General features: G+C 71.0%; 12 protein-coding genes. 7 read left to right on the top strand and 5 right to left on the bottom strand.

The window, feature by feature from the left end; all coding sequences use genetic code 11:
• Positions 1-88: 88 nt before the first annotated feature.
• The 3 genes from AB0K00_RS18060 to AB0K00_RS18050 all read right to left on the bottom strand — a co-directional run bounded on the left by AB0K00_RS18060 (position 89) and on the right by AB0K00_RS18050 (position 2,136).
• Positions 89-961 (bottom strand): zinc-binding dehydrogenase, encoded by an 873-nt coding sequence (locus AB0K00_RS18060; protein ID WP_363522095.1) that lies wholly within the window; start codon positions 959-961, stop codon positions 89-91.
• 71 nt (positions 962-1,032) lie between these two features.
• Positions 1,033-1,551, bottom strand: coding sequence for a DUF3592 domain-containing protein (locus tag AB0K00_RS18055; RefSeq protein WP_363522093.1), 519 nt, complete (start codon positions 1,549-1,551; stop codon positions 1,033-1,035).
• A 141-nt stretch (positions 1,552-1,692) separates the two neighbouring features.
• Complete coding sequence (locus AB0K00_RS18050; protein ID WP_363522091.1) at positions 1,693-2,136, bottom strand: hypothetical protein; 444 nt, start codon at positions 2,134-2,136, stop codon at positions 1,693-1,695.
• Positions 2,137-2,477: 341 nt separating this feature from the next.
• On the opposite strand from AB0K00_RS18050, the gene AB0K00_RS18045 reads away from it, so the two are divergent.
• Positions 2,478-3,452, top strand: a complete 975-nt coding sequence (locus AB0K00_RS18045; RefSeq protein ID WP_363522089.1) for a hypothetical protein — start codon at positions 2,478-2,480, stop codon at positions 3,450-3,452.
• A gap of 54 nt (positions 3,453-3,506) precedes the next feature.
• On the opposite strand, the gene AB0K00_RS18040 is transcribed toward AB0K00_RS18045, so the two are convergent.
• Positions 3,507-4,292, bottom strand: a complete 786-nt coding sequence (locus tag AB0K00_RS18040) for an SDR family NAD(P)-dependent oxidoreductase (protein ID WP_363522087.1) — start codon at positions 4,290-4,292, stop codon at positions 3,507-3,509.
• A gap of 160 nt (positions 4,293-4,452) precedes the next feature.
• On the opposite strand from AB0K00_RS18040, the gene AB0K00_RS18035 reads away from it, so the two are divergent.
• From AB0K00_RS18035 to AB0K00_RS18015, 5 genes are all read left to right on the top strand, one after another.
• Entirely contained in the window at positions 4,453-5,352 is a 900-nt protein-coding gene (locus tag AB0K00_RS18035; protein ID WP_363522150.1) for a hypothetical protein, read from the top strand.
• A 253-nt stretch (positions 5,353-5,605) separates the two neighbouring features.
• A complete protein-coding gene (locus AB0K00_RS18030; protein WP_363522085.1) occupies positions 5,606-5,953 on the top strand; it encodes a DUF6401 family natural product biosynthesis protein in 348 nt (115 codons plus the stop codon).
• A gap of 205 nt (positions 5,954-6,158) precedes the next feature.
• Positions 6,159-11,639, top strand: coding sequence for an AAA family ATPase (locus tag AB0K00_RS18025; RefSeq protein WP_363522083.1), 5,481 nt, complete (start codon positions 6,159-6,161; stop codon positions 11,637-11,639).
• Positions 11,640-11,731: 92 nt separating this feature from the next.
• The gene (locus AB0K00_RS18020; protein ID WP_363522081.1) at positions 11,732-12,301 is read left to right on the top strand and encodes a GAF domain-containing protein; all 570 of its coding nucleotides are present in this window, start codon (positions 11,732-11,734) and stop codon (positions 12,299-12,301) included.
• Between the two features lie 102 nt (positions 12,302-12,403).
• Positions 12,404-14,206 carry a DUF4118 domain-containing protein gene (locus tag AB0K00_RS18015; protein ID WP_363522079.1) on the top strand — a complete coding sequence of 601 codons (1,803 nt, stop codon included), beginning with the start codon at positions 12,404-12,406 and terminating at the stop codon, positions 14,204-14,206.
• A 130-nt stretch (positions 14,207-14,336) separates the two neighbouring features.
• Here the strand turns inward: AB0K00_RS18015 and AB0K00_RS18010 are convergent, their stop codons facing one another.
• Positions 14,337-15,959 (bottom strand): hypothetical protein, encoded by a 1,623-nt coding sequence (locus AB0K00_RS18010; protein WP_363522077.1) that lies wholly within the window; start codon positions 15,957-15,959, stop codon positions 14,337-14,339.
• 204 nt (positions 15,960-16,163) lie between these two features.
• On the opposite strand from AB0K00_RS18010, the gene AB0K00_RS18005 reads away from it, so the two are divergent.
• Complete coding sequence (locus AB0K00_RS18005; RefSeq protein ID WP_363522075.1) at positions 16,164-18,956, top strand: BTAD domain-containing putative transcriptional regulator; 2,793 nt, start codon at positions 16,164-16,166, stop codon at positions 18,954-18,956.
• The last annotated feature ends 8 nt before the right edge of the window (positions 18,957-18,964 follow it).

Genomic DNA, 18,964 nt, shown 5'->3' with positions numbered 1-18,964 from the left:
TCCTGGCCGATGAGCGGTAGCTCGTCAGCCTCGAAAGAGCGGCGCCGTTAGTCCACGTGCAGCACGACCTTCCCGCCGACCCGGCGGGTCAGCAACGCGTCGATCGCGTCCGCGATCTCCCGCCAGGAGGCCTCGTGGCCGATCTGGGGATCGAGGCGTCCGTCGAGCGCCAGCTCGCAGAGCCGGCCCAGGTCGGCGGCGCCGCTGGCGTGCCGGACCAACTCGTCGGGCAGGTTGAGGGTGCGGATGGCCGCGCCGGCGGCCCGGTCCAGCCGGCTGGCGCGGAAGGTGACCGTCGCGTCGTCGCTCGGTGTGCGACATTCACCACCAGGCCATTCGGAGCCAGATGCTCGATGGCCAGACCGAACACCTCGCCGCCGACGGCGTCGAGCACGAAGTCGAAGTCGCCGTCGAGCTGCTCGACGGTTGCGGCCGCGCCGATCCGGCTCAGCTCGTCCCCGGTCGCGCTGGCGTCGCGGACGAGCGCGGTCACCCGGGCCCCGGCCGCGTGGGCGAGCTGCACGGCCATCCGCCCGACTCCGCCGGTCGCGCCGGTGATCAGTACCCGCCGGCCGAGCAGCAGCCCGCCCATTTCGAGCGAGCGCAGCGCGGTCAGGCCGGCGGTCGGTAATGCGGCGGCCCGCGCGTCCGTGAGCCCGGCAGGGATCGGCGACAACCGGTCCACCGGTACGGCCGCCAGCCGCGCCCACCCGCCGCGGGTCAGGCCGACCACCCGGGTGCCGGCCGGCGGGCCGCCGTCCACCGCCGGCCGTTCGATGACCCCGGCCACGTCCCAGCCGGTGGTGCTGCCCACCGGTTGGCGGGGCAGGTCAGTCACCTCTCCCCGGTTCAGGCTGAACGCCAGGACCCGCACGAGCGCCTGGTCCGGACGAGGCACCGGATCAGGCACCTCGGCGAGTTCGACGTACGGCGGGTCGCCGGTGACGGCGAGCGCAAGCATGACCCCGACCGTAGCTGTCCGATGCTCCAGAACCACGTGACACCGCGGTGGGCCCGCTGATAGTCCTGTCGTCACGCCCGTCGGTGTCCGCGCCGCTGTATTGATCGGAAGCCTGTGGCGCCCCAGACGCCGAGGCCACCGAACAGCGTCATGAAACCAGCCGGTAGCAGCAGGTAGACGGTGGCAACGAGGGCATCGTCGGTGTTGCCGTCCTCGGTCACGAATTCGTGCGGGCGTTGCGGGTCCACCCAGATTCGCAGCGTTGGTCCCGGTGGTTCGGCACACCCCGCGCTGCCGCCGCATCGCGTTTGGGATGAGTACCGTACGCCGCCGTAGGTGTACGTCAGATCGACGTAGTCCGCCGCCGCGTCACTGCGCTGTTTCGTGGACCAGCCGGTAATCGCGGCGTCAACAGGCACTCCGGTGGCGCGCAACCGTTCGGCCTTGTGATGGTTCCATGACAACAGGATCGGGGTCCCGACAGCCAGCGCCAATCCCGCAATGAGCGTCATGACAGCCAGCAGCAGCAGTCCCCGACCCTGCCATTTCCGCTGCCCGCCCCGGCCGTTCACGACGACATCACGATGCAAGGATGCAGCGTTGCCGGCCGCGAACGTTCAGCGTCCCGAGCAACACGAAGATCGACCTCCAGTTGCTCACGGGCATGGACGAACGCTGCCGCCGATCGGCACACGCGGTCGGCGGCAGCGCAGCGCACTCGGAGGTGCTGGTCAGGCGATCGGAGCCTGCTGCAGCGCTTCCGCGAGCGACTCGGCGTTCTTCTTGTCCACCCGCGGGAAGCTGAGCGCCACACCGTCGCCCGGAGTGCCGAACGAGAGGCGCAGCAGGCTCACGATGCCCATCTTGACCTCGACCAGGGAGAGCTGTTCCCGGGGCACCTCGCCGAGGACATTCTTACCGGGGCCGCCCAGGAACGTCTGCGACAGGAAGATCAGACGGTGGTTGGTGAGCACGACGAACTGCTTGCCGGTCGACGCCAGCGCCGCGCCCAGCAATCCTCCGCCTTCCACGATCACCGCCTGGCTGACGACCGTACCGAGGCGACCGGCCGAGAACTTCCCGACCATGGCCCGCGTCGCCACGAGCGGCTGCTCGCCGGGCTGCAGGATCGGCGCCACCTGCTCGAAGGCACGGGTCTGAAGCTTTTGCTGCATTGCATCTCCGTTTCCACGCGGCGGACAGCCGCGATCGTGCCGATGCTAATGACTCAGAGGCTGATCTAGATCAGACGATCAGTTGACATTGAATCTCAAGAACCGTGCGGGACATCACGAGGGCCGGTCGCTTCACCACCTCGGACATCGAGTCGGCGAACGCGTCGATGGTTTGTATCGTGACCAACCATGTGTTTGCCACATTGCGTTACGCCAGCCGATTGACCGCCATATAGCGCTACGCCAAACCGTGCTTCCGGTCGCCGACTCCGCCGGGTCGTCGATTGCGCCCGCTGGCGAGACTGGCCAGGTTGATACCCATGGATCAAACCGATGACGTCATGAGCCAACTCGAGGACCAGCTCGAACGCGCCCGCGTGCTGGCCGCGGACGACGACTCGTACGGCTGGCGACAGAAGGACTGGGACAAACCGCACTTCGCGCTGAACATCAGGCCAGGGTCCAGCCAGTTCCGCACTGACCTCAGCGGACTGCTCAACCGCCACCCCGAACTGCTGCCGCGCGTCGCCGCCTGGCTCGACGACGAGCGCCGGCTGGGCGAGGTGACCGTCGCCGAAGTCGGCCTCGCCCTGCTGCTCAACCGGCGCCCCGCCGACTGCACCGAAGTCTGCCGGGCGCTGGCCGACGGACCACCCGGTTACCGGACCCTGGTCCTCCGCCGATACGCCGCAGATGACATCGAGCCGATGTTCGAGGCGATCGCCGGGTGGGTCGCGCCGCAAGCGTCGCCGCAGTATCCGGAGACCGCGCTGGCCTGCCTGTACAGCCGGGTGAGCTGGGCCGGCCGCGGACTGCCCGAACGGTTCCTCGGCATCCTGGCGACACTACGGACCTGCGGCATCCCCGCCATCGAGGACCGCGCCCTGATCGTCACACTCGCCGTCGCCCCGGTCAGCCCCGACCTCATCGACCAGCTACGGCAACGCCAGTTCGAGTCCGAGGTCCTGGTCCCGGCCGAGTACACCGTGCTGCACGAACGCTGGCCCGACCTCGTCATGTCGATGCTGGCGAACGAGATCCGGCCCGGCACCACCGACCAGCGCGCCATCAACGCGATGCGGCAGATCCTGCACCTGTCCACCGATCGCCGGCTGGCACTCACCGCAGCCCGCCTGTCCCAGTCGCTCATCGACCGCGCGGCGGAGTCCGCCGGCTTCGCCACCGCCATGGCCACCGCTGTCGAGGCTCTACTCGCCCCCCGGACCAGCAACGACCCCACCTGGATCCCACCGCCGGCACGAATCGCCGAATGGACACAGACCCGCCCGCCAGAACAGTCACACCTGGCCTCATAGCAAACGATGAGGAACGGGTCGGCGACAATCCGACCAGCCGCGACCTCATCTCGGTTATTGAAGCCTTTTGTGGAGCGTGTCAGGCGGGCTCAGGTCGATCGGGTTGGGGCCGGTCAGCACACCACCCTCCACGGGCAGGGTGTGTCCGGTGATCCATGCGGCGTCGTCGGAGCCGAGGAACGCGACCGCTGCGGCGATGTCCTCCGGCTCGCCGACGCGGCCGAGCGGATACATCAGCTTGAGGTTCGCCAGTGCGTCCGGCTGGGAGTCCCAATTCGGGGTCCGGACGGTGCCGGGGGCGACCACGTTGAAGCGCACGCCGAGCGGACCGTACCGGGCGGCATAGTTCTGCGACATCGCGATCTGGCCGGCTTTCGCCGCGGCGTACTCCACGTTGCCGAAGGCCGCGATGCCGTTGACCGAGCTGATCGTGACCACGTTGCCGCGAGTCCGCACCAGGTGCGGGATTGCCGCCTGAATGCAACGGGCGGCGCCGACGAGGGTGAGGTCGAGCTGGCGGTGCCAGTCCTCGGCTGAGGTGTCCTCGGGCATCGAGGTGACGATGCAGCCGCCCGCGTTGTTCACCACCAGATCGAGCCGGCCGAACCGCCCGACCGCCGCGGCGACCGCGGCGTCGACGTCGGCGCGTGAGGTGACATCGACCTTGACCCCGAGCGCGTGCTCCGCGCCGATCTCCTCGGCCAGCGCTGCGGCCCCGTCCTCCCGCAGGTCCGTGACGACTACGGCACCGCCCTCGGCGGCGACCCGCCGTACGACGGCCTGCCCGATGCCCTGTGCCGCCGCCGTTACGAGCGCGACCTTGCCCTCGAATCGCCGCATCACCACTCCTCCAGCATCTTGCCGCCATTCTTCTCACGATCCAGCCCCGGGCGCGGTGCAGGCGCTCCGGATGACCGACTGAGTGGCGATTTGTGGTTTTTCGGGTGATTGATCGGGTATACGCATTAGTCCAGTCATCGGCCATCAACGAGGAGTCATGATGTCCGAATACCTCGCCATGTGGAGCGTGGACATCAGCAACCCGCTCAGCAACATGCTCCGAACCGCTGCCGCCTTCCTTCCTCGGGCGATCGGGTTCATCGTCATCCTGATCGTCGGGTACCTGGTGGCTCGCCTGCTACGCACGGCGGTCGACAAGGGGCTGGAGCGCGTCGGCTTCGACCGGCTGGTGGAACGCGGCGGTCTCAAGACAGCCCTCGCGCGCTCCCGCTACGACGCCTCCGGCATCGTCGGACAACTTGTCTTCTACGCGGTGCTGCTGATCACCCTGCGGATAGCGTTCGACGTCTGGGGCCCGAATGCGGTTTCCACGCTCATCACGGCCGTCATCGCCTGGCTGCCGCGGCTCTTCGTCGCGATCCTGATCGTCGTGGTCGCCGCGGCGATCGCCTCCGCGGTCAGAGACATCGTGTCCAACGCGTTGGGGGGACTGTCCTACGGCCGCGCCGTGGCGAACATCGCCTCCGTGTTCATCCTCGGTATCGGCGTCATCGCCGCGCTCAACCAGATCGGGGTGGCGACCACTGTCACGACCCCGGTGCTGATCGCGGTCCTCGCAACCGTGGCCGGCATCTTGATCGTCGGCGTCGGCGGCGGGCTGGTGAGGCCGATGCAGACGCGCTGGGACAGGTGGCTGGACCGGGTGGAGACCGAGTCGGGCAGCCGCTCCGAACTCCCGAAGGCGTACACGGCCGGCCAGAGCGACGCCGAGCGGCTGATGGCAGAAAAGCCGCAGCCCGCCACCACGCCGGTCGCCGCCGGCCAGCAAACCTCTTCGGCCTACCGCGACCAGCCCGCCGGCCAGCGTGCCACCCGCCCGCCGTCGCCACCGTCCGCGACGGACGACCAGACGCGGGCCACGCCACCGCAGACCGGTTAACGGCCCCCGACGGCCCTGTAGCACGGCCCTGTAGCGCGGGTGCTCACCACGGCGCTCGCGTAAGCGGCAACCCGGCAGTCCGCAGGCCTGCCGGGTTGCCGGGGTTGCCGCGGTTGCCGCGGTTGCCGGGGACGGCGGACCGTCCCGGACCTGCCCGGTCGGCCAGTCGGTCGGTAGCCGAACAGTCATGATGCCGGCAAAGGAGCGGTTGCGGCTTTTTCGTCCCGGTACGGCCTCTCTATGGTCGTACTTCATGAGCATCCCCGCCTCGAACCTGGGCGCCGACCACGCGACCGTGCAGATGCTGCTCGATCGCCTCCACCGCCGGATCGGCGCCGCCGGCCTCGCGGCGGCAGCCGTGATTCCCGGCCTGTCGGCGCAGGTCGACCAGCACGCGGCCGAGGTGCGGGACCTGCTCGGCGTCCAGGGCCGCCGGCCGACGCTCGCAGCGTTGGCCAGCTACGCCGACGGACTCCTGGACGGGGCGACCGACCGCGGATGGCAGGCGCCGCAGCACGACCTGGCGGGCTGGGTCGACGCGGACGGTGTGACGGTCCGGCTCACGGCACTGTGCGCCTTGGCCGGCGGCACCATGGCGTAGCGGCAGCAACAGCACGTCTCCACCCGTCCGGCTGCGCCGCCGACAATGTACGTCTCGGCGTTCGGACCGAAGCGCGACCTCCCCACCCTGGGCGAGCCCTACGCCGCATCCACTCGTGGATCGTCGCCTCCGTCCTAACATTTGAATGGTCACCTGCGCACAAACCGGGTGATCACGGCGTGAGGTGTGCGTGGGGAGGTGTCGGATGGGAACGGGAGGAGTGCCGTCGGGCCGGGATCCGCCCGTTCGGGCCGAAACAGTGCACGAGACCGAACACACCCGCGTCACTCGGCTGTTTGTCGCTGGGCGCACGGTCATCCGCAAGGAACCGCTGGGACCGGACGCGCCACGGCGGGTGCAGCACGAGTCGGCGATGTTGGCACGACTGCGCGGCGTTGCGGGCGTCGCGCAATTGGTGGAGGCGCCGCGACACCCCGGGTCGATCATGATGGCGGACGCCGGTGGCACGAGCCTGGCGGGGCTGGTGAGGCCGCCGGCTGTCGGTGATCTGATCGGGTTCGCGGTGCGGTTGGCGCAGGCGGTGGCGGGGATGCACCGGCGTGGGGTCATGCACCGGGACATCACGCCGGCGAACATCGTGATCTCCCGCGACGGCGCGCCGTCCCTGGTGGATTTCGCGCTGGCGTCGTCGCTGGCTGAGCTTCGTCCCGAGTTCACGCACCACACCGAGATCGTCGGCACATTGGCGTACCTGGCGCCGGAGCAGACCGGGCGTACCGCACGGTCGGTGGATCAGCGTGCAGACCTGTACGCGCTGGGCGCGACGCTGTACGAGCTGGCAACGGGCAACCCGCCGTTCGGCTTCGGCGACCCGTTGCGGCTCACCCATGATCATTTGGCTCGGGTGCCGGTGCCGCCGGCGCAGGTGAACCCGGCCGTGCCCGGACCGTTGTCCGAGATCGTCATGCATCTGCTGGAGAAGGAGCCGGACAACCGGTACCAGACGGCCGACGGCGTGGTCCACGACCTGCAGCGGGTACGCGACACCGATCCGCATGCGGCGGCCGCGCTGCGGGTCGGTGAGTGTGATGTCCCGCTGCGGCTGTTACCGCCGTCGCGGCTGGTCGGCCGCGACGACGAGATGGCGGTGCTGCGGGCGGCGTTCGAGGACGCGATGACGGGCCGGTGCCGTGGGGTGCTGGTCGGCGGGGCACCCGGGGTGGGCAAGACCGCCCTGGTCGACGAGCTGCGGCCGGTGGTGACGGGCCGGGACGGCTGGTTCGTGGCGGGCAAGTTCGACCAGTACCGGCGGGACCTGGAGTTCAACGCATCGCACCAGGCGTTTCGCGCGCTGGGTCGGCTGCTGCTGGCCGAGCCGGAGGACGAGCTGGCCAAGGTCCGCGGCTCGATGCTGGCGGCGCTCGGGTCGAACGCGGGGTTACTGACCGCGGTGCTGCCGGAGTTCGCGGCGCTGCTCGGGGTGCCGCCCGATGCCGGGGATCCGCTGACCGCACAGGTACGGATGCAGCGCGCGGCCGCGCAGGTCCTGTGTGCGGTGGCGTCACGAGCTCGGCCGGTCGTGGTGTTCGTCGACGACCTGCAGTGGGCCGGGCGCACGACATTGGGCTTCATCGACCTCCTGCTGAGCGAGGAGCCGGTCGACGGCCTGTTGCTCGTCGGTGCGTACCGCGAAGACGACGTCGACGCGGCGCACCCGCTGGCGACACCACTGTCCCGATGGCGCGATCAGCCCGGGGTGCGGCACCTGCGGCTGGTCAACCTGCCCGGCCCTGATCTCGTCACCATGGTCGCCGAGATGCTGCACGTGGATCCGGCCCGGGCGGCGGGCCTGGCCCAGACCATCGGCCCGTACACCTCCGGAAACCCTCACGAGACGGTGGAGCTGCTCAACGCACTGCGCCGCGACGGCGTCATGACCGTGACGGCGGACGGGTGGCGCTGGGACCAGGCGGTGGTGCGCCGCCGCCTGCGCCGCTCCGATGTGGCGGGCCTGCTGCAGGCGGGCTTCGAGGCCATGCCGGCGGGGTCTCGGCAGCTGGTGGAGACAATGGCGTGTCTCGGCGGGCGAGCCCAGCTGAGCCTGCTGCAGACCGCGACCGGCACGGACACGGTGGAACAGTGGCTGGAACCCGCGCTCGACGAGGGCTTGCTCGTCGTGGAGGCCGGGGCGCACAGGGCGGTGCGGTTTCGGCACGACCAGACCCGCGCGGTGGTCCTGCGCGCGATGGGCCCGCAGCGGCGCCGCACCTTGCAGCTGTCCGTCGCGCGGCGGCTGGCCGGGGTGCCGGAGCTGTTCGCGGCCGCGGCGGAGCAGTACCTGCCGGTGATCGACGCGGTCGACGACCCGCAGGAACGGCACCGGGTCGTGGGGCTGCTGCGACGCGCCGCCGGCCAGGCAGCGTTGACCGGTGACCACGCGCTGGTGGACGCGGTGCTGACGGCCGCCCTGCGGTTGATCGGCCCGGATGAGACCACCACGCTCGTCGAGGTGCATACCGCCCGCCACGCAGCGCTGTACGGGCTGGGGCGCCTGGACGACGCGGACGAGGAGTACCGGACGATCGAGCGGCTGTGCGACAGCGTCATCGACCGGGCGGACGCGACCGGTGTGCAGGTGAGCAGCCTCACCCACCGGAGTCGTTTCGCCGAGGCGACCAGGCTGGGCGTCGAGTCGCTGCGTGCGCTCGGCGTCACCGTCCCGACGGCCGACCGGCTCCCCGCCGCACTCGACTGTCAGTTCGCCTACCTGCACTGCTGGCTGGATCGCCCCGACAGCAGCGACGACCTGACCCGGCCGGAAATCACCGACCCCGCGCTCCTGGCCACGGCGCATCTGCTCAATGCGGTCATCGCCGCGGCCTACTTCGCCGCCGACTACGCCACGCACAGCTGGCTCGGCCTGGATGCGCTGCGGATCTGGGTCGAGCACGGCCCGGACCCCACCCTGATCGGGCCCGCCAGCGTCGCCTGCACCGCCGCGGTGCTGCGCGGGGACTTCTCTGCGGCGTACCGCGCGGGTCGGCGGCTGGTGGCCCAGGGCGAGGCCCGCGGCTACGAACCCGGCACCTCGCAGGCGCGCTGCCTGCTTGCCGGTCACAGCCATTGGTTCGAACCGGCCGAAGACGGTGTCCGAGCATGTCAGTACGCCAGGGAGGGGCTGATCGCCGGTGGTGACCTGGCCAACGCCGGCTACACCTACTACCAGACCGTGTCCGGCCTGGTGGACTGCGCGCCGACGCTCGACGCCTTGGTCGCCGAGGTCGACGCCGGGCTGGCGTTCGTCCGGCGTACCGGCAACGAACAGACCGGCCGGCTGCTGGACAGCTACCGGTGGCTGGTCCGGGTCCTGCGCGGCGAAAGCCTCGACACCGCGGGCGATGCGTATCCCATCGACACGCCCACGCCGCTCCCGGCGCATCTGACCCACGCGACGGCGGCCGCCATCTTCGACGATCCGGCCGGCCTGACCCGGCACACCGCGGCGGCGATGTCGTTGCTGCTGAGCACCGTGGGCCCATATCCGACCGACGCGGCCTACCTGCTGCGCGGGCTCGCCCTCACCCGGCAGATCCGTGACAGCCGCAACGGCGAGCGCGACGCTCTGCTGTCCGAACTGGACGACGTGACGCAATGGCTGGCCGCTCGCACCGCGGACGCGCCGATGAACTTCCTGCACCTGCTGCGACTGGTCGAGGCCGAACGGGCCTGGGCGATCGGCGACCTGCGAAATGCCGCCCTCGGCTTCGACGCCGCCTTACGCGCGGTCGCCCAGCGGCAGCGTCCCTGGCATCGGGCCCTGATCACCGAACGTGCGGCCCGTTTCCACCTCGCCCACGGCTTCGAACACGCCGGCTACAACCTGCTTGCCGAAGCCCGCCGGGAGTACCTCGTCTGGGGCGCGACCGCGAAAGTCGACCAACTCGACCGGGCGTACCCAACCCTGCGACCGCAACCCGACCTGGCTGCCGGGCAGAGCGTCACTGCCAGGCAGAGCGCCGCCCAGCCCGGTGACGCGCTCCATCAGCGGGCCGCCGTCACCACCGGGACGCTCGATCTGCTCGGCATCCTGTCCGCGTCGCAAGCGCTGAGTTCGGAGACCAGCATCGAACGGCTGCACTCGCGGGTAGCCGACGTGCTCGGTGCGATGACCGGCGCCACCGACGTGTTTCTGTTGTTGTGGAGCGACGACCGGCAGGACTGGCTGCTGCCCGCGCCGGGCGGCGACATCGTCCCGGTCAGCGGCACCAGCCACGAAGACGAGGTGCCGATGTCCGTGGTGCGATACGCCCAGCGGACACGTGAGCCGCTGGTCGTGGGCGACGCCACCCGCGACGACCGCTTCGCCCGCGACCCGTACTTCACCAACGTCACGTGCTGCTCACTGCTGGCCGTGCCCATCCTCAGCCGCGGCGCACTGCAGGCGGTGCTGCTGCTCGAGAATCGACTCATCCGCGGCGCCTTCACCACCGGACGGCTCGAAGCGGTCCAGCTCATCGCCGGCCAACTCGCCGTCTCCCTCGACAACGCTCAGCTGTACGCCGATTTCCGCCGGATCGCCGACGAGCAGGCGGCACTGCGGCGAGTGGCGACACTGGTCGCCCGCGGCGCGGGGCCGGATCTCGTGTTCGCCACGGTGGCCGACGAGCTCGGCGCGCTCTTCGGCGCGGACGGCACGGCGATCGTACGGTTCGAGCCGGACGGCGACGCGACGCTGATGGGAGGCTACGGGTTCGAGCCCACCCAACTGGGGACCCGCGGCAAACCCGAACCCGGCTTGTCCATGGCATCGGTCCGGGCCACCGGCCGCGCGGCTCGCCGCGATGTGGACGAGCCGGTATCGTCGATCCTGCTCGAGGTCAGCCACGTCGGACTCCGTTCGATGGTCGCCAGCCCGATCGAGGTCGAGGGCCGGGTCTGGGGCGCCATGGGCGTCGGGTCGCGGCGCGAACGGCTCCCTGAGGACACCGAGCAACGGCTGGCCGACTTCACCGAGCTCGTCGCGACCGCCATCGCCAACACGGAAAGCCGGGCCGAGCTCACCACCTCCCGGGCGCGGATCATCGCCACCGCCGACCAGACGCGCCGCCGCATCGAACGCGACCTGCACGACGGCGCCCAGCAACGGCTGGTCGCCCTGGCGCTGCAACTGCGCGCGGCACAGGAGGCACTGCCGCCCGAGCTCGACGCGTCCCGGGCAGAGCTGGACCGCGCCGTCGCCGAGGCGACCGGCACGCTGGACGAACTCCGCGAGATCGCCCGCGGCATCCACCCGGCGATCCTGACCGAGGGCGGCCTCGGCCCGGCGCTGCGCACGCTCGCCCGCCGCTCACCGATCCCGGTCGACCTCGACATGCACCCGGTGGGGCGACTGCCCGAGCAGGTCGAGGTCAGCGCGTACTACGTCGTCGCCGAGGCGCTGACCAACGTGGCCAAGCACGCGCACGCCTCGGCCGCCACGATCACCGTCGAAGCCGACACCGCCGACGCCGTCCTGCGCGTCGCGGTCCGCGACGACGGCGTCGGCGGTGCCGATTTCGCCCGCGGCACCGGCCTGGTCGGCCTCAAGGACCGCGTCGAGGCACTCGGCGGCCGGCTCGCGCTCAACAGCTCCCGAGGGGCGGGAACCAGCGTGCGCGTGGAGTTCCCGCGCACCGCCGCCTCACCCGCAGCGGAGGACCCGGCGACGATCATCCGGAAAGGATGAAAACATCTCGCGAGGGGCGGGACAACCTGGCCGTATCAATGGGACTTCAATGGACCTCGAGGCGGCCCAGCCCCGGACACCCGGTGCACCCAATGCATGTGCACATCGCGATGGGACGGATTTCAATGAGGGGTGCATTCGAGCTGCTGTCCACCGCAGTAGACGACCTGGCCCTGGTGCAGGACCTGGAGCAGAGTCAACACATCATCCGTGGCACCGCCAGGCGTTTGGTGAACGCGCACGGGTCCACCGTGGTGCTGCTGGAGGACGGAGATTGTTTCTACGCCGACGAGGACGCCGTGAGCCCGCTGTGGAAGGGCCAGCGGTTTCCTGTGCAGCAGTGCATCAGCGGGTGGGCGATCCTCCATCGTCAGCCGGCCATCGTGCCGGACATCCGGGTCGACGAGCGGGTCCCGCAGGAGGCGTACCGGCCGACGTTCGTGAAGAGCCTCGTCATCGTCCCGATGCGCGTCGACGATCCGCTCGGGGCGATCGGCGTCTACTGGATCCAGCCGCACCAGGTCGCCGATGAGGACCTGGCCCGACTCCAGTCACTGGCCACGGCGGCCGGCGCAGCGCTGACACGCCTTATGACGCCGGCGGGCACGACGCCGCGGCGGTGCAGGTCGGTAGGCTCGGAGGCGACGGGCACACCGGTATAGCCGGACGGCCCGCTCGCCGAGAGCAACCCGTGCTTTGCGCGCAGGCATCGCGTGCCGACGCAAGGTGAAGGACGGTAGCCGGTGCACGTAAACCGAGTTCCGTTGCCGCTGAGGCCGAAGCCGCCGCCGATCTGGCTCGGACTGGTGGCCGCCGTGGCGTTCATCGCGGCGGAGACCATCGTGCTGTTCCCCCTCAGGGGAGACGCTTCAACGGGCGCCCCGGCCGTGCTCTACCTGTGCGGCATCCTGGTCGTCTCGATGGCGTGGGGGGCCGGGCTCGGTGTCGCGACAGCGGTGGCCAGCGCCATCGCCTTGAACTACTTCCACGTCCCGCCCTTCTGGGCGTTCGACTTCACCGCGCGCCGGGACCTGCCGACCGTCGTGGTGTTCATCGCCATCGGGCTGGTGATCAGCCACCTTGCCGACGGGGTCCGCGCTCGAGCCACCGAGGCGTCGCACTACCGCCAGGACGCCGACCTCACCGCCGAACTGGCCAAACGCATGCTGTGCGCACACGACCTGCGCACGGCGCTCGACCCGACCGCACAGCACCTCGCGCACGTGCTCGAGCTGCGGTCCGCGGCAGTCGAACTCGATGCGGTTGCCGAGGACGGGCGGCGGACCGCGTTCCCGCTGTGTGCCGGTGCGACGCGCCTGGGCACCCTGCTGGTCCCGGCCGACCTGCCCGAACAGACCCGCGAGCGGCTGCGGCAACGGGTGGTGCCGTTGCTGGAGTCCCTGCTGTGCGCCGCATGTGACCGTGAGGCGATCACCACCGCCTGCCGCCAGAGGTTTGCCGTGCTCATGGAGGAGCACGCCGCGTGGCGGCGGGTAGCCACGCTGGTCGCACGTGGCGCCGCACCGACCGACGTGTTCGACGCGGTAACGGCGGAACTCTGCCGGACCCTCGGGCCGGTCCGCACAGCGCTGATGCGCTACGAGCCGGACCGCACGGTCACCCGCTTCGCGGGTCCCGGCGAGCCGAATGACCCGATGTCCGTGCCGCTCGAAGTGGACCATCTCGTCGGCGTGGTGTTGCGCACCAGGCGTCCGGCCCGGATCAACAGCCACGACGATGCCACGGGCCCGGCCGCAGCGACCGTGCGCGGGCTGGGGATGCGCTCAGCGGTGGGCACTCCCGTCATGGTTCAGGGCCGTCTCTGGGGCGTCCTCGCCGTGGTGTCGTTGACGGCCGAGCCCATCCCGCCCGCCACCGAAGCGCGCCTGGCCGACTACGCCGACCTGATCGCGACCGCGATCGCCAACGCCGGGAGCCGCGCGCAGCTCACCGCCTCCCGCGCCCGCATCGTCACCGCCGCCGACCACGTCCGGCGACAGCTCGAACGAGAACTGCACGATGGCGCACTGCAAGGTCTCGTCTCGGTCGGCCTCGACCTGGGCATGCTCGAGGCGTCAATGCCGTCCGAGCTGAACAGGTACAAAGAGCAGCTGTCACAGACGACGCGGCGCCTGAACGGCGTGTTCGCGTGCGTGCAGGAGGTCTCGCGGGGAATCCACCCGGCGATCATGTCCAAGGGCGGGCTCGGCCCCTCGATCAAGTCGCTCGCCCGCCGCAGCGAGATCCCGGTGGAACTCCAACTGCACATCCACCGGCGGCTGCCCGAAATCGCCGAGGTGGCCGCGTACTACGTCGTGTCCGAAGCACTCGCCAACGCCGCCAAGCATGCCCACGCAACGGTGGTGCACGTCAACGCCGAGGCGGAGGACGCGGTCTTCCGGCTCTCGATCCAGGACGACGGTGTCGGCGGAGCCTGCCCCGGCGAGCAGTCCGGGCTGATCGGCCTGCAGGATCACATCGAGGCCCTCGGCGGCCACATGGAGGTCCTGAGCCCCGTCGGACACGGCACAGCACTCCTGGTCAAGATCCCGATCGACGACGCATGAACGCCGACGGTCAGCAAGGTCGACGGACTTCTGCATGACCTCGGTGAGGCCGACAGCCGACCGGACCGGGCCACCACGACGAGTGCGGTGGCCCGGCCCGACGTCATGCCGGACGCCGGCTGTCCGGACGCTAGGCGGAGGCGGCCAGGGAGAAGCCGAACCTGTCCTGGGCCAACGGATCACCGAAAATCCCGCTGCTTCCCTGGTACCAGGACTGGTTGTCGGCGGTGCCGAGGCCGGTGCTCGAACCGTAGAGCACATTCACGGAGCCGTCGTCGGTGGCCGCCGAGTCCTCGAACGGCACCCCGATGGCAAGGTCGGCATAGGAGCCGTTGCCGAAGTCGGCCGCGGCCAGCGAATACCCGAAGAGGTCGTCGCCCTCGGCGATCCCGATGACGCCGCTGCTGGCCTGGGACCAGAACGCGTTGTTGGCGGAGTCGAGGCCGGTGGACGATCCGTAGATCACGTTCACGCCGCCGGCCTGGCCCACCAAGCTCACATCCTCCGACGGCACCCCGATGGCGAGGTCGTCGTAGGAGCCGTTGCCGAAGTCGGCCGCCGCCAGGGAGTACCCGAAGTGGTCCCCGATCGCGGCGTCACCGGCGATGCTGAGACTGTACTGGCTCCACAGCTGATCGCCGGTTGCGGTCAGCCCGGTGGACGACCCGTACAGCACGTTCACCGCGCCGGCGTCGGCGAGCCCGGAGATCTCGTCCTCGTACGGCACCCCCACGGCGAGATCCGCGTACGACGTGCCACCGAAGTCGGCCGCCGCCAGCGAGTAGCCGAACAGATCCGAGTCCTGCGCGGTGCCCTCCACGCCGGTGGAGTCCTGGCACCAGAAGAAGCTGTCCGCGGCGTTGAGCCCGGCCGGCCCGCCGGCGATCACGTGGACCCCGCCGTCGTCGAGCGCCGCGTTGTTCTCGTACGGCACCGAGATCGCCAGATCGGCGTGGGAACTGTCGCCGAAGTCGGCGGCGGCCAACGCGAAGCCGAACCTGTCGTACGACTCGGCGACGCCGTACATGCCCGGGGTGTTCTGGCTGAAGAAGAAGCTGCGGGCCGAGGACAGCCCGCTCGTCGTCCCGTAGATCACGTTGACGCCACCGGCGTCGGTCTGCCCGTCGACGTCCTCCAACGGAACGCCGACCGCGAGGTCGTCCTGCAACCCGTTGCCAAAGTCCGCGGCCGCCAAGGACTGGCCGAAGCCGTCGAAGTTCTCGGCGCCGCCGTAGATGCCGAGACTGTCCTGGCTCCAGTACTCGCTGCCGGCGGTCGTCAGCCCGCCGGGCCCGCCGTACAGCACGTGGACGAAGCCGTCGTCGATCGCGATCCAGTCTTCGCCCGGAACGCCGATCGCGAGGTCGGTGTAGCCGTCGCCGTCGAAGTCCCCGGTCGCGACGGCGGCGCCGAACTCGTCGTTCTGCTCGGCGTCGCCGAAGACGCCCGGCGTGTTCTGGCTGATGAAGAAGCTCGCGGCCGAGTCGAGGCCGCCGGACGTCCCGTAGATGATGTTGACGCCGCCCGCGGCGAGGAAACCGTCCACCTCCTCGAACGGCGACCCGACGACGAGGTCGGCGAGGCCGTCGCCGTCGAAGTCGGTGAGCGCCTGGACGGCCATCCGGGTGGTTGCCGCCGTGGCGGCACCGCCCCGGCCGGGCACTGCCGCGGCGGCGGGCTCGACCGCCGTCATGAGGGCAAGGCCGGTCAGGGCGGAGACGATCACCGGCCAGGTCTGGCCGCGTCTAGTCATGATGTCTGCCTGTCGTGCGCATATGGTGCCTCCGTCGATCGTTCATGCACCGACGGTGCGCCGGCGTGTTTGAACGATCCTTGGACCGGCATTGAATCCGCTGGTCACGGCCGAACCGGAACGGGCGCGGCTGCGTGTTGTCAGGTGGGGGCATCCCGCCCCGCACCCAGGCAACCGCGACGACGATCGGGGAGGCGGATCCGCATGCCGATCGCTTTCCGCGTCCTCGGCGACGTCGGTCTGGAGATCGACGGGTGCCCCGTCGACGTCGGACCCGCCCGCCAGCGGCACGTCCTGGCCGCGTTGCTGATCGACGCCAACCGGCCGGTGCCGCTCGATCACCTGCTCGACCGGGTGTGGGGTGACTGTCCGCCCCAGCGGGCCCGCGGCACCCTGCACAGCTACCTCTCCCGGCTGCGCGGCGCGCTGGCGGACGCCGGCGGCGCCGACATCCGGCGTGGCCCGGCCGGCTACGTGCTCGGCGTCGATCCGATGACGGTGGACCTGCACCGGTTCCGTTGCCTCATCGACCGGGCGCGGTCCAGCGACGACGACGCCGCGGCGGCGCTGTTCGCAGAAGCGCTCGCGTCGTGGCACGGCGAGGCGTTCCCGACGCTGGACACCCCATGGTTCAACGCCACCCGGGAAGGGTTGCACCGCCTGCGGCTCGCCGCCGAACTGGACCGCAACGACCTGGCGTTGCGTCAGGGCCGGCACACCGAGGTGCTGGACGCGCTCACGGCCGCCGCCGGCGTGTACCTGTGGGACGAGCGGCTGGCCGGCCAGCTGATCCTCGCGCTGTACCGCAGCGGCCGGCAGGCCGAGGCGCTGGAGACCTACGACCGGCTCCGGCGACGGCTCGCCGAGGCGTTGGGCACCGACCCCGGCCCGCCGCTGCGGCGGCTGCACCGGCAGATCCTCACCGACGACCCGGACGTGAGCGGTCCGCCGCCGCCCGCCGGCCGCGCCGGACCCGGCACCCGCGCCGCCCCGCTACAGGTGCCGCGCCAACTGCCGGCCCCGCCGGGCTCGTTCATCGGCCGGTCCGACGAGCTGGCCCAACTCGCCAAGTCCATGGACGCCCGCTCGGACGAGACCGCCGCCATGGTGATCTCGGCCGTTGTCGGCGCCGGTGGCATCGGCAAGACCTGGCTCGCGCTGCGATGGGCCAACGACAACACCGACCGGTTCCCCGACGGGCAGCTGTACGCCAACCTTCGCGGCTTCGACCCGGCCGGCGATCCGGTCGACGCGTCCACCGTCCTGCGCAGGTTCCTCGAGGCGCTCGGGGTCGAGCAGGCACGGATCCCGGTGGACTCGGACGCCCGGGCCGGCCTGTACCGCAGCCTCGTCGCCGGCCGGCGGCTGCTCGTCGTGCTGGACAACGCCAGGGACTCCGCCACCGTCGCCCAGTTGCTGCCCGGCACGGCCACCAGCGCCGTCCTCGTCACCAGCCGTTCCCAGCTCCCCGGCCTGGTCACCGGGCACGACGCCCGGCCGCTGGCACTGGACGTGCTGCCCGAGGCCGACGCCCGCACGCTGCTCGCGCAGCACGTCGGCGCCGAACGGATCACCGCGGACCCGGCGGCGACCGCCGCCATCCTCGAACACTGCGCCGGCCTGCCGCTGGCCCTGGGCATCCTCGCGGCCCGCGCCGCGCTGCACCCGGACCTGCCGCTCGCCACCCTCGCCGCGGAGGTGCGCACCGCCGCAACCCGCCTGGACGCGCTCGACGCGGGAGAGTTGACGGTCGACCTCCGGGCGGTCCTGTCCTGCTCCCAGCGGGCCCTCGACCCACCGGCCGCGACGGCGTTCGTCCTGCTCGGCCTCGCGCCCGGCCCCGACCTCAGCGAGGCCGCCGCGGCCAGCCTCATCGCCACACCGCCGGCGCGGACCCGGCACCTGCTGCGCCGGCTGATCGGCGCGCACCTGGTGCAGGAGCACCAGCCCGGCCGGTACCGGATGCATGACCTGGTGCGGCTGCACGCCTACGAGACGGCCGTCGCCGACCCGTCGGCGCGGGGCAGGCCGGCCCTGCGCCGGCTGCTCGACCACTACCTGCACACGGCCCACCACGCGGCCATGCTGCTGTCGCCGCAACGCGATCCGCTGACGTTGGCACCGGCCGGGCCGGGCGTCGTCCCGGCCGACCTCACCGACCTGGACGGCGCCATGGCCTGGTTCGCCACCGAGCACGCGGTCCTGCTCGCCGCGGCGCGCCGCGCGGCGGCCGACGGCTTCGACGTGCACGCATGGCAGCTGCCCTGGACGCTGGCCACCTACTTCGACCGGCGCGGACACTGGGACGACTGGGCCGCCATGCAGCAGACAGCCCTCGACGCGGCCGCCCGCCTCGGGAACCGGGCCGCGCAGGCCCAGGCGCACCGCCTCCTCGCCAACGCGCTGTCCAACCTCCAGCGCTACGACGAGGCCCACGCGCAGCTCCAGTGCGCCCTGGACCTCTTCGACGGCCTCGGCGACGACGCCGGCCGCGCGCACACCAACTTCGACATCGCCATGCAGTTCGACCGGCAAGGGGATCCGCGCACCGCGCTGACCTACGCCAACGAGTCGCTCCGGCTGTACCGCGCCGCCGGCACCACGCTCGAACAGGCGGTGGCACTCAACGCCGTCGGCTGGTACCACTGCCAACTCGGTGAGCACCGGCCGGCCGTCGCGCTCTGCACGCAGGCGCTGGCCCTGACCCAGCAGGCCGGAAGCCTCTACGGGCAGGCGAACACGTGGGACAGTCTCGGCTACGCCCATCACCATCTCGGCGAACACGACCACGCCGTCCGGTGCTACGGCGAGGCACTGGCCCTGTTCCGCCGGATGGGCGACCGGCACGCGGAGGCCATCGTGCTGGACCACATCGGCGACACGCACAGCGCCGCCGGAAGCCGCGCCTCAGCACACCGCTGCTGGCTCGACGCGGTCGAGATCTTCGAACAGCTCGGCCACCCCGACGTCGCCACGGTGCGGAGCAAGATGCGCTGAGGCCGCCG

It is taken from the genome of Dactylosporangium sp. NPDC049525 (assembly GCF_040676755.1).
Lineage (GTDB): Bacteria > Actinomycetota > Actinomycetes > Mycobacteriales > Micromonosporaceae > Dactylosporangium.
Note: the sequence above shows the minus strand (reverse complement) of the source record. Positions and strands in the feature narration are given on the sequence as shown.

What these genes read in the sequence shown, in the direction of transcription:
- AB0K00_RS18040 (WP_363522087.1), bottom strand. Translation starts at nt 4,292, where the DNA reads ATGCGGCGATTCGAGGGCAAGGTCGCGCTCGTAACGGCGGCGGCACAG.
- AB0K00_RS18050 (WP_363522091.1), bottom strand. Translation starts at nt 2,136, where the DNA reads ATGCAGCAAAAGCTTCAGACCCGTGCCTTCGAGCAGGTGGCGCCGATC.
- AB0K00_RS18045 (WP_363522089.1), top strand. Translation starts at nt 2,478, where the DNA reads ATGAGCCAACTCGAGGACCAGCTCGAACGCGCCCGCGTGCTGGCCGCG.
- AB0K00_RS18005 (WP_363522075.1), top strand. Translation starts at nt 16,164, where the DNA reads ATGCCGATCGCTTTCCGCGTCCTCGGCGACGTCGGTCTGGAGATCGAC.
- AB0K00_RS18020 (WP_363522081.1), top strand. Translation starts at nt 11,732, where the DNA reads ATGCATGTGCACATCGCGATGGGACGGATTTCAATGAGGGGTGCATTC.
- AB0K00_RS18035 (WP_363522150.1), top strand. Translation starts at nt 4,453, where the DNA reads ATGTCCGAATACCTCGCCATGTGGAGCGTGGACATCAGCAACCCGCTC.
- AB0K00_RS18010 (WP_363522077.1), bottom strand. Translation starts at nt 15,959, where the DNA reads ATGACTAGACGCGGCCAGACCTGGCCGGTGATCGTCTCCGCCCTGACC.
- AB0K00_RS18060 (WP_363522095.1), bottom strand. Translation starts at nt 961, where the DNA reads ATGCTTGCGCTCGCCGTCACCGGCGACCCGCCGTACGTCGAACTCGCC.
- AB0K00_RS18030 (WP_363522085.1), top strand. Translation starts at nt 5,606, where the DNA reads ATGAGCATCCCCGCCTCGAACCTGGGCGCCGACCACGCGACCGTGCAG.
- AB0K00_RS18025 (WP_363522083.1), top strand. Translation starts at nt 6,159, where the DNA reads ATGGGAACGGGAGGAGTGCCGTCGGGCCGGGATCCGCCCGTTCGGGCC.